At 33.4% G+C, this 12,204-nt stretch carries 9 protein-coding genes; 5 read left to right on the forward strand and 4 right to left on the reverse strand.

Features of this window, described 5'->3' with window-relative positions:
- Nucleotides 1-122: 122 nt before the first annotated feature.
- The gene (locus ACP3TL_RS13770) at nucleotides 123-908 is read right to left on the reverse strand and encodes a putative hydro-lyase (RefSeq protein ID WP_069833182.1); all 786 of its coding nucleotides are present in this window, start codon (nucleotides 906-908) and stop codon (nucleotides 123-125) included.
- A 127-nt stretch (nucleotides 909-1,035) separates the two neighbouring features.
- Nucleotides 1,036-2,742: a BCCT family transporter gene (locus ACP3TL_RS13775; protein ID WP_069833183.1), complete on the reverse strand. Its 1,707-nt coding sequence runs from the start codon at nucleotides 2,740-2,742 to the stop codon at nucleotides 1,036-1,038.
- A 201-nt stretch (nucleotides 2,743-2,943) separates the two neighbouring features.
- Between ACP3TL_RS13775 and ACP3TL_RS13780 the strand changes: the two genes are divergently transcribed.
- Entirely contained in the window at nucleotides 2,944-3,561 is a 618-nt protein-coding gene (locus tag ACP3TL_RS13780; protein ID WP_069833184.1) for a DUF4064 domain-containing protein, read from the forward strand.
- A gap of 183 nt (nucleotides 3,562-3,744) precedes the next feature.
- Here ACP3TL_RS13780 and ACP3TL_RS13785 read toward each other — a convergent pair whose 3' ends face one another.
- Nucleotides 3,745-4,815 carry an acyltransferase family protein gene (locus ACP3TL_RS13785; protein ID WP_285336799.1) on the reverse strand — a complete coding sequence of 357 codons (1,071 nt, stop codon included), beginning with the start codon at nucleotides 4,813-4,815 and terminating at the stop codon, nucleotides 3,745-3,747.
- 338 nt (nucleotides 4,816-5,153) lie between these two features.
- On the opposite strand from ACP3TL_RS13785, the gene pruA reads away from it, so the two are divergent.
- Nucleotides 5,154-6,698, forward strand: coding sequence for an L-glutamate gamma-semialdehyde dehydrogenase (gene pruA / locus ACP3TL_RS13790; RefSeq protein WP_069818169.1), 1,545 nt, complete (start codon nucleotides 5,154-5,156; stop codon nucleotides 6,696-6,698).
- A gap of 73 nt (nucleotides 6,699-6,771) precedes the next feature.
- Here pruA and ACP3TL_RS13795 read toward each other — a convergent pair whose 3' ends face one another.
- Nucleotides 6,772-7,323, reverse strand: coding sequence for a TetR/AcrR family transcriptional regulator (locus tag ACP3TL_RS13795; RefSeq protein ID WP_069818170.1), 552 nt, complete (start codon nucleotides 7,321-7,323; stop codon nucleotides 6,772-6,774).
- Nucleotides 7,324-7,470: 147 nt separating this feature from the next.
- Between ACP3TL_RS13795 and ACP3TL_RS13800 the strand changes: the two genes are divergently transcribed.
- The 3 genes from ACP3TL_RS13800 (at nucleotide 7,471) to ACP3TL_RS13810 (ending at nucleotide 12,204) form a co-directional block, all read left to right on the forward strand.
- Complete coding sequence (locus ACP3TL_RS13800; protein WP_069818171.1) at nucleotides 7,471-9,999, forward strand: MMPL family transporter; 2,529 nt, start codon at nucleotides 7,471-7,473, stop codon at nucleotides 9,997-9,999.
- A 406-nt stretch (nucleotides 10,000-10,405) separates the two neighbouring features.
- Entirely contained in the window at nucleotides 10,406-11,581 is a 1,176-nt protein-coding gene (locus tag ACP3TL_RS13805; protein ID WP_069833186.1) for a M20 family metallopeptidase, read from the forward strand.
- Nucleotides 11,582-11,739: 158 nt separating this feature from the next.
- Complete coding sequence (locus ACP3TL_RS13810; RefSeq protein WP_069818173.1) at nucleotides 11,740-12,204, forward strand: hypothetical protein; 465 nt, start codon at nucleotides 11,740-11,742, stop codon at nucleotides 12,202-12,204.

Below are 12,204 nucleotides of genomic sequence, written 5' to 3' on the forward strand. Positions count from 1 at the left end.
CATACGCTGTAATGCGTTGAACTATAAAATATTGATGAATAAAGGACGTTTAGATTTTTCAAATGAAATCTAAACGTCCTTTTATTTTTGAGATAGTTGAAACAGTAATAGCTAACTAGTTATTAATCACTGATTTGACTATTAAGTATATCTGTAATAAACATATGTCCTGGTGCGTGGGTTATCATCAATTCTGGCTTCGCATCTAGAGCGATAGATTGTGGTGTCACACCACATCCCCAAAAGACAGGAACTTCATTTTCTTTTATTGTGGCAGGTTCTCCAAAATCAGGTTTTGTAATATTATCAATACCTATTTTAGACGGGTCGCCAATATGTAGTGGAGTCCCATGCATATTTTTAAAACGCGAAGTAATTTCAGTTGCTTTAATGGCTTGCTGCATTGTCATAGGGCGCATGCTTACGGTGATATTACCTGTGAATTCGCCACTTGGTTCTGCAGGTATATCAGTGATGAACATAGGTACGTTGTGCTCTTCTTCAATATGTCGAATCGGAATGCCGGCTTCTAATAGCGCATGTTCAAAGGTGAAACTACAACCGATTAAAAAGCTAACCATATCATCATTAAATAGATGTGTGACATTTGTTGGTGATTCAACAAGCTCTCCATAACGATAGACGCGATATTCTGCCACTTCTGTGCTAATATCTGCATATTTTCCGTAGAAAGGAAATGTGGTAGAACCTTTTTCTGATACATCTAAAAGTGGACATGTTTTCGGATTTCTAAAACAAAACCTTAAAAAATCATATGCATAGCTTGAAGGTAGAATAACGACATTAGCTTGTACGTAACCTTTAGACATACCACTTGTAGGATCAGTAAGCTCGCCATTACTAATCATTTCTCTTAATTTATGTGGTTGTATATTATCTAAATTCATAAAACCATCCCCTTAATTTAAGACTTATCGTTAGTTTAGCAAAAATAAGTCATAACAGTTAAATATATGTATATTCCAAGTTTATAAAAATCCCCCTCCATTAGTTAGAGAATGGAGGGGGATCATTTTATTTGTCGTTATTATTTTCGTGTTTTTTATCTTTTCTATGTTCTTTGTTTGATTCAGTTTCTTTATCATTACTAATAGTGCTTTGTTTATCATTTGCTGAATCATCTTTTGAATCGCTAGTATTCTCATCTTCACGCTGTTCAAGTGGAATTGAATAATCTTTGTCATCATCTATATGTGTCATTTTAAAATGTTTCGTTGGTTCTCTACGTAACGCACGCATCAGTGACACAATCATTAAGAGTAAGATAATAGAGAACGGGAGCCCAGTGACGACAGAGGCGGTTTGTAAACTTGTTAATCCACCAGCAATTGTCATAGATACTGAAATTGTCCCGATTAAAACGCCCCAAATTATTTTGTGTTTCGTCTTAGGATTTGCTATGCCACCTGTTGCCATGCCCGAGACAATATGTGTTGTTGAATCAGCACTTGTGACAATAAATATAAATATCAGTGCGATTGCTAAAGCACTCGTAATGTCAGCAAGAGGGAATTTAGACAATAATTCAAACAAGGCTACGGTATAGTCTTGATCTACAACGTTAGCAATATTATCATTCTCGTTGAGTGCAATTTTAACTGCGGTGCCCCCAAAACCAGCAATCCAAGTAAATGAAATTAGTGGTGGAATAATGAGTACGCCAACAATAAATTCTCTTATCGTACGTCCCCGTGAAACGCGCGCAACGAATCCCCCGATAAATGGCGACCATGAAATCACCCATGCCCAATAGAAGACTGTCCATTGTTGAATCCAGCCATTGTCTCCAGTGTATGGGCTAATACGTAAACTATATTCAATAAAATGGCGCAAATAATCACCAATTGCTAAAGTGTATGATTCGAAAATAAATTTTAAATCACCAAAAATGAACATAAAGATAAGGAGTAAGGCACCTAAGCCTATATTTATGTTACTTAGCCATTTAACGCCTCTATTTAAACCAGTTACTGCCGAAGTTAAGAAAATAGCTACCATTAAAACAGTAATTGTGATTTTAGTAATATTATTATTAGGTACGTTGAAGACATGTTCTAACCCGCCGCTAATTTGCATAATACCTAATCCTATTGAAGTTGCGATACCCATCACTGTCGCAATAATAGCTAAAATATCGATGATGTTTCTGTAAGGACGCTTATATGCTTCGCCAAATACAGGCTCCATCGCTGTTGAAATGAGTCCGTCACGATTTTTTCTGAATTGGAAATAAGCAACCGTGAGTCCGGCAATTGCGAATATAGACCATTGTGAAATCCCCCAATGGAAGAATGTATAACCCATTGCTACTCTTGTAGACTCGGCGGACTCATCTGCGACCGTACCTGGGAAGGGGGAATGTAAATAATGACTTAATGGTTCAGCCACGCCCCAAAAGACAATCCCTACACCTAAGCCTGCTGAAAATAACATCCCAATCCAAGAATGCATAGAAAACTCAGGTTCTTCATCATCTTTACCTAATTTAAAGCGTCCGTAACGCGATACAGCTAGCGCTATTAAAAAGATATCTAAAATAAAAATAATAACTAAGAATAACCATCCGAAAGAATTTGATATGTAGTCATAAACTTGTTGTGCGTATGTTCCAAACCCCTTTGGGAAAATACCAGCAACTAAAGTGATGAGTAAAATGATAGCTACTGAGATAATATAGACCAAATTACGATTTTTTGTTTTTCTTTTATGTTTATTATTCATGGCGTTTTCTAATCATTCCTTTGTTTATTTAGGTAATAATTAGATACCCTTATTATTATCTTGATATTCATTGGACTAAATTTGTTTGTTTTAAGGTTTAAATACAATAGAATAGATTGAGTAGTCATAAGATTGCATAACGTTATTTGTGTGGGGTATAGAATCAATGAAGCAAGAAGTAAATTCCTGAGGAGGAAAATTATGAAAAGAACTGTGGAAAAAATATTAACCTGGGTAGGCATTATCTTACAGTTTATCTTAATATTTTTAATGGCTATCGTAACGCCATTTTTAAATGATGCGAGTGTGAAAGACTCACTCATACAATCAATGAATAATAGTCAAGAATTTAACCAGTTATCAAGTCAAATGACACCGTCACAATTATTAGAGATGGCGAGTAGTTTGTTTATTATAGCTTTAGGGGCCGTTATCGTATGTACAATTATCGCAATTATATTTGCATTATTAATCAATAAAATTCCTAAGGTATCAGGTGTAGTACTGATATTAATTGCAATTGTTACAGTATTTACATTTAATTGGATTACCGCATTATTGTGGTTAGTAGCTGGTATTTTATTATTAGTAAGAAAAGCCCATAAACCAAACTATGAAGGCGTTAATCATTCAAATAATAGAAGCAATACAGACAATCATTATCAAGAGCGAAATGCTGAATTAAAAGATGAATCACCTGAACAACATTCTGATGACAGAGACTTTACAGAGCAAGGGGAACTAGGCGATGATAAAGAAGAAGCATCGACTTCTGGTGAACATACGTATCAACGTCGCCAAGATCGTAAAGATAAATAAAAATGGAACAAAGTCATTTTAAGAAATTAAATGGGAGACTTTCATGGTGAACGTAAGTTGATGAACGGTAACACTATGAATAATTAAATAAAGAAAGAGGACTAGCTGTATTTTACAATTAGCTAGTCCTCTTTTAATTATTGCATTTTTATATATAATTTTTCATTATAATTTGTTAGTTTACTAATCCATTTTGCCGTGTTTATAACTTTCGTATACTTTGTCATAATTGATGTGTCCAATACCACCTACCATAAATTTTCCGAGTTTGAATAAGTTGAATACATACGCTAAACAAACTGATATTGTAACTGTGAGGATGAAAGTGAAAGCAATGTTTCTTAATGAACTATCCGCTCTCAATAAACCTAAATCATGGACAAAGAAGTAATGAACTAAATATATACAGAATGAGTAGTTACTTATAAATAATACGAATTTTGGTACATATTTTACATAGGATGAGAATAAGAAAAATAGCAAGATCACCATTGTGACATAAAATGGTATATCAAAGCGTTTATATTCTACCCAAGTACTAACACCGAATAAATAGTTACTAATTAATATACCCGCTGACAAGATTGTGCCAAAAACAATAAGCCAAGTATATTTTTTAATATTCTTCATGAGAGACTCATAATATATGCCTGTGTAAAAACCAAGTAAGAAATAACTAATCCAACCTAAAAAGAGCATCCAACCTTCTCTTCCCCAAAACAATCCTAAAATTGGATTTTCTGACGGGGGTACAAATTCTCTAAATGCCCAATACAATGTGGCGAATATTGTTGCACCAATAATTACAGGAATAGGTTTCCATTTGATGATGTATTTAGCAAAGAGAATGTGTAATATATAGAATTGGAAAATAATTACAATAAAGTATGTCACAGCACCACCGTAAAACATCGTATTTGAAACATGTCCAAAGTAATCTTCTAATGTCTTAGGTTCAAAATAGAAATATGAGATAGCTAGATTAACCACGATATATGGGATACCTAAATAAATCAATTTGTTTTTAAAGAAACCTGGTTTTGTTTTAACATGATAATTTTTCGCTAATAAAAATTCTGAAATGAATACAAATAACGGCGTACTAAACATTAGCAATAATTGAAATATTCTAATGGCAGTGCCATGTCCCACAAAATCCATCTTGGAAAACGTGGTTGTAATCGAATGAATGAGAACAATACTTAAACAAGCTATGGTACGCATCCAAAAAATAACAGACGTATATGTTTTCATAAATAGCTTAACCTCTCGATTGTTCTTTTATTTTTGAAATAAATATTGATATGATTATATTTAAGTTTAAATAGTAACATACGTAATGAGAATTCAGTGTAAATATTAGAATAAAATTTATTAAATTAACATTTACTATTTATACAATAACAACAATAAATATCAATGCATATAATAGCAAATTTTAGGGAATAATGCGAAATAGGTTAGATACGATTTAATTAAAAAAAAGTGATTGTAAGCGATTGCATTTGTGGTGTGATACATATACAATAAAATTAAGAATGGAATAATTCCATTTGTGTTTTCTATTTACAAACTTACATGGGGGTAGAAAAATGGTAGTTAATTATCAGAATGAACCAGGTATCGATTTTACAGACAGTAAAAATGTAGAATCATTTAAAGAGGCTTTAAAGAAAGTTAAAGGTGAATTAAATCAAAAAATTCCTTTAGTAATTAATGGGGAAGAAATATTCACAAAAGATACGTATCAATCTATCAACCCTGCCAATACTACTGAAGTTATTGCAGAAGTTTCAAGAGCAACTCAATCAGATGTAGATAAAGCATTTGAGTCTGCAAATGAAGCTTATAAATCATGGAAGAAATGGTCACACAAAGATCGTGCTGAATTTTTACTTAGAGTATCGGCAATTATTAGACGTCGTAAAGAAGAAATCTCAGCAGTGATGGTTTACGAAGCAGGTAAACCATGGGATGAAGCTGTAGGTGACGCAGCAGAAGGTATTGATTTCATTGAATACTATGCGAGATCAATGATGGAATTAGCGGACGGTAAACCAACATTGGATAGAGAAGGAGAACATAATAAATACTTCTATAAACCAATTGGTACTGGCGTTACAATTCCACCATGGAACTTCCCGTTTGCAATTATGGCTGGTACGACATTAGCGCCAGTAGTTGCAGGAAACACAGTACTTTTAAAACCAGCAGAAGATACACCATTAACTGCATATAAATTAATTGAAATTTTAGAAGAAGCTGGATTACCAAAAGGTGTTGTTAACTTTGTACCAGGCGATCCAAAAGAAATCGGTGACTATCTTGTAGATAGTGTACACACGCATTTTGTAACTTTCACAGGTTCACTTGCTACAGGTACTCGAATTTTTGAAAGAGCTGCAAAAGTACAAAAAGGACAAAAGTTCTTAAAACGTGTTATTGCTGAAATGGGCGGTAAAGATGCAATCGTAGTTGATAAAGATATCGACACTGATTTAGCAGCAGAATCTATTGTAAGTTCTGCATTTGGTTTCTCAGGACAGAAGTGTTCAGCATGTTCTCGTGCAATCGTACACAAAGATGTATATGATGAAGTATTGAAAAAATCAGTTGAATTAACTAAGAATTTAACATTAGGCAATACTGAGAATAACACGAACATGGGACCAGTTATTAATAAAAAACAATTCGACAAAATTAAAAATTATATTGAAATTGGCAGTAAAGAAGGTAAATTAGAGTTCGGTGGTGGTACGGATGGTACTACTGGATACTTTATTGAACCTACAATCATCTCAGACTTAAAATCAAGAGACCAAATCATGCAAGAAGAAATCTTTGGCCCAGTTGTTGGCTTTGTTAAAGGTAATGACTTTGAAGAACTATTAGACATTGCTAACGATACAGATTATGGCTTAACAGGTGCTGTAATTACTAATAATCGTGAAAACTGGATTCATGCAGTTGAAGAATACGATGTAGGTAATTTGTACCTTAACCGTGGATGTACTGCAGCAGTTGTTGGCTATCACCCGTTCGGTGGTTTCAAAATGTCAGGTACTGACGCTAAAACAGGTAGCCCAGACTATCTATTAAACTTCTTAGAACAAAAAGTCGCTTCAGAAATGTTCTAATTAAAATTATAAAATAATTTAAAAGCCTCTCATTGCTTTGCAGTGAGAGGCTTTTTGGTGTGAATTTATTGTTTTACGTCTTTACTTTGATATTAATCATTTTATGAAAGATTTCATCTATTTCGTGTGCGGGACGTTTGATATTGTGGTCGCGCATCCACTCCATAAAACCAAATAAACTTGCGCCATATACATAAAAAATCAGTTCGATTGGAACACTCGGATCTACAGAAATACGTGACATATTATCTTTAATGTCATTTTGTAATACACGGATGAAATAATTTGTAATCGTTCGTTCAAAATCTTTGTCTTCTATTTGCTTTTCTTTAACTTTGTTAAGTTCATCGATATCTGTTATTGTTTTTTCCATAATAGTAAATGGATTGTTAATACGTTCTTTAAAATCAATTGAAAAATAATCTTTCATTAAATAAGTAATTAAATAAATGAGTAAGTCATATTTATCGTAAAAATGTTTATAAAAAGTTGTTCGATGTACCAAAGCTTCATTGCAAATTTGGTTTACAGTAATTGTTGAAAAGGGTTGTTTTTCTAAGAGATCATAAAAGCTCTTAGACAGCGCGCGTTTGGTTTTAATAACACGAAGATCTTTTTCATTCATTCTACACTTCTCCTTTTTTGTAGTTTAAATAGACACATTCGCATAATTAGTTCTTTTTATAATGCGGCTGAGCTTGTAAAATGTTAATATAAATAATCTACACTATATGTATAAACTATAACGTTGATTAAATTAGGAGGCAATAGTTTGGCAAAGTTTTTGTATAAATTAGGTTCGTTTATTGCAAAACATAAATGGTGGAGTGTAGTTGCATGGGTCGTTTTACTCGTAGCAATTATTATACCGCTTACAATAAGTTCACCTAAATTTGATAATGACATCACTATGAATGGTTTAGAGTCACTCGATACTAACAAAAAAATTGAAGATGAATTTAACCAGGATAGTGAAAAAGCTCAAATAAGGATTGTATTTAAAAGCGATTCTGAGAACGGCATAGTTAAGGAAGACATGACTAAAGATATCAAAGACACATTGAATGACATCAAAGACAATGATGATGATATCAAGAATGTTTCAGATCCTTATGATAATAAACAAATAAGTAAAGATAAAACAACTGCTTTTGCAGATGTCAATTATGATGTGTCTGCTACAGCTTTAAAAGCAGATTCTAAAGATAATGTGAAAGATGAAGTTGAAAAATTAGAAGACAAACATAACGTACAAGCTGAATTAATGGGTACAGGCATGGAATCTACTGAAATTGGTGGTGCTTCAGAAGTAATAGGCATTATCGTAGCATTCGTCGTACTATTAATTACTTTTGGCTCATTTATTGCTGCAGGTATGCCAATCATTAGTGCATTACTTGGCTTAGGTACAGGTGTAGGAATTATTTCATTACTTACTTACGCGTTTGATATTCCAAACGTTACATTGACGTTAGCCGTTATGATTGGACTTGCAGTAGGTATAGATTACGCACTGTTTATACTATTTAGATATCGTCAAATAGTGAAGACAGAACCAGATCATATTAAAGCTATCGGTTTAGCTGTAGGCACAGCAGGTAGTGCTGTTATCTTTGCTGGTGTAACTGTAATTATTGCAGTTTGTGGGTTAGCACTCGTTGGCATAGACTTCTTAGCAGTCATGGGTTATGCATCAGCTATTAGCGTATTAGTAGCGGTAATTAGTGCATTAACATTATTACCTGCAATAATCAGTATTTTCCATAAGAGTATTAAGCCTAAACAAAGTAAATCAGAATTTGAAGGCGATGTTGATACAGCTTGGTCAAAATTTGTTGTAGGTAAACCTTTAGCTGCAGTCTTAATTGGTCTTATTATTTTAGTAGTAGCAGCAATTCCAATTAGTGATATGCGCTTAGGCATTCCAGACGATGGTATGAAATCGGAAGATACAACACAGAAAAAAGCATATGATATTATTTCTGACAAATTTGGCGAAGGCTATAATGGTCAAATTGCTATGCTTGTGAATGTTAAAGATAAGAAAGATGATCCTCAAGCATTACAAAAAGATTTACAAGATATGACAAAAGATATTAATGATATGGATAACGTGGATATGGCGACGCCTCCACAACTAAGTGATAGTAAAGATTATGCCTTAGTTGCTGTAATTCCTGAAAAAGGACCTAACGCGCAATCTACCAATGATTTAGTCCATGATTTAAGAGATTATAATGATGATGCAAAAGATAAATATGATTTCAAAACAGAAGTCTCTGGTCAAAGTGTAATCAACATTGATATGTCTCAAAAATTAAATGAAGCAATTCCATTATTTGCGAGTGTCATTGTAGCGTTAGCATTTATTCTATTAATGGTAGTATTCCGCTCAATCATTATTCCATTGAAAGCAGTACTAGGGTTTGTATTATCATTAGTAGCAACACTTGGCTTTACGACATTAATTATGCAAGAAGGATTTATGTCTGGTCTATTTGGTGTTGACACTACAGGACCATTACTCGCATTCTTACCAGTGATAACAATCGGTTTATTATTTGGTCTCGCAATGGATTATGAAGTGTTCCTAATGTCACGTATTCATGAAGAATACAGTAAGACACGAAACAATGAACATGCTATCAAAGTAGGTATTAAAGAAAGTGGCCCAGTTGTGGTAGCTGCAGCATTGATTATGTTCAGTGTGTTCATCGCATTTGTCTTCCAAGATGACGTGATGATTAAATCAATGGGTATAGCACTCGGTTTCGGTGTGTTATTCGATGCATTTATCGTGCGTTTACTATTGATACCTGCACTTACACAGTTGTTTGGTAAAGCATCTTGGTATATGCCAGCGTGGTTAAACAGAATTTTACCAAGTGTAGATATTGAAGGTCATGAATTACAAAGTATGATGCCTGCTCAAAAATTCAGCGCATCAAAAGAAAGTTATGATCGTACATTCAACATTCACCAACAATCAACTACAACAACTAAAAATAACAATGAAATTCCAGTTGATAGAAAAACTAAAATGTTATATGACGAGATTGCGCAACAAACGGCGCAGACAGATTTCTTATATCAAGCATTAGAAGACTATCAAGCAGGTAAAAAACAACCGCATTATTACAGCGATAATAATGATGCTAACAATGTAGATAACAGTACAGAACGTCATACAACATCAAGTACAGAAAACAAAGATGAAGACGTTATGTCACTGTTAGCACAACAAAGTAAAAACATTAACAAGTTGAATGAATTAATCGAGAAAACGATTAATAAAAAATAAGTTTAATTATATTAAGATGCTTAATTATTAAGAGCATCTCTTACTGCCAACAAAATCCCGGATTTTGTTGGCAGTTTTTTTGTCCAAAGATCAATAAAATAGCATAGATTATAGCCGGATTTTTATTTTTTAATTTTTAATGAACCAAACAATGTAACAGCAGCATAAAGGATGGATTACGCTTTGTGTTAGTGCTGAGAAGTAGATTGACGGTATGGAAATAGAATGAAATATATGGATACCAGAAAGGTGATATTTTTATTGTTGATGATTATATTGATTATGCTTCTATCATTTAAAGAAGCATCACATCTACGTCATTTACCAAAGGGTCTAACACATAAATTACACTCAAAAAGTATATAATATAAATAAGTTAAATATATTTAATATAGGAGGAATTGTCATGGTGAAACAATTAATAGATATATTGAAAGAGAAAGAAAACCGAATGATTGAGATACGCCGCTATCTTCATCAATATCCTGAGTTATCTTTCCACGAAGAAGAAACGCCTAAGTATATTGAAGATTTTTATAAAGATAAAGATTGTGAAGTGGAAACGAATGTAGGTCCGAATGGTTTGAAGGTGACAATCGATAGTGGGAAACCTGGTAAGACGATAGCAATACGTGCTGATTTTGATGCTCTACCAATTCAAGAGGACACGGGGTTAGCATTTGCTTCAAAAAATGAAGGCGTGATGCATGCTTGTGGTCATGATGCACATACAGCATACATGTTAATTCTTGCTGAAACACTTATCGAACTGAAGGATCAATTTAAAGGTAAAGTTGTTGTTATTCATCAACCTGCTGAAGAAGTGCCTCCAGGCGGTGCACAAGCGATGATTAAAGATGGTGTCTTAGATGGAGTCGACCATGTATTAGGCGTCCATGTGATGAGTCATATGCCATCTGGTAACGTATATTATCGTGAAGGCAATGTACAAACAGGTAGAGATTTCTTTAAACTTAAAGTGAATGGGCAAGGAGGACATGGTTCTTCACCACATACGGCAAACGACAGTATAGTAGCTGGTGCATATTTTGTTAATGCTTTACAAACGATTGTTTCGAGACGCTTAAATCCTTTTGAAACGGGCGTCGTAACGATTGGTTCATTTGATGGCAAAGGACAATTTAATGTGATTAAAGATAGTATTGAAGTAGAAGGCGATGTACGTGCTTTGACTGATGATACCAAACATACGATTAAAAAAGAGGTTAAACGTTTAACTGAAGGCTTAGAGGCAATGTTTGGTGTGACATGCGAATTAGAATATAATGATGATTATCCTGCATTATACAATGATCCAGAGTTCACAAAATTTGTTGCAGAATCTATTGAAAATGCTGATACAGATGCGATTAAAGGTATAGAAAGATGTGAAGCACAACCACCATCTGAAGATTTTGCATATTATGCTAAAGCTATACCTAGCACATTTATTTATGCGGGTGCTGCCCCTGACAACGGTGACATTCATCCTCATCACCATCCTAAATTTGATATCAGTGAAAAATCATTACGCGTAGCAGCTGAAGCAGTAGGCGTTACGGTATTCAATTACTTAAAATAAATTATTAAAACATCAAATAAAGGTTGTAGCTTATTATACTGGGCTACAACCTTTATTTTTGTGCGCCTATGATTTTATTCTTATTTTACATGTAGTTTATGTAGTCACATTAAAGTGTATATATAGAATAATAAAAAAAATGAAAAAGGATGATTAAAATGAATGCGGATAAAAAATTAAGTGAATTGCTTGAAGATTATAATAAGCCATTAAAAAAATTATTCAAATATGATAAGTCAAAGGCACTTACATTTGATAAAGAAAGTAGAAGTGCAGTCCAAGAACAAAAAGGTATTTTTGTTATCTTTAAAAATAAAAAACCATTATATGTAGGACAAGCAGGTGGATTTATGACGGGATATAAACTTACTCAAAAAGATTTAAATGATAAGCTGGCACAATTCAATGTGAAATCAGATGCTGGTACAGCAAAATTTAGAAAAGCCTATGTAGCACAACAAAATTTAGATGAATCAGAATTAAAAAATATTAAAGCTGAAGAACATAATTTGAAATTCCAATATATTAAAGTTAAAGGTAACCCAGCACTCATTAATATCTTGGAAATACTTGCTTTAGAATATGCGAAAGAAAATGATGTCGAATTATATAATTTTCTATAA

The sequence above is a fragment of the Staphylococcus caseorum genome, assembly GCF_049943195.1.
GTDB lineage: Bacteria > Bacillota > Bacilli > Staphylococcales > Staphylococcaceae > Staphylococcus > Staphylococcus equorum_A.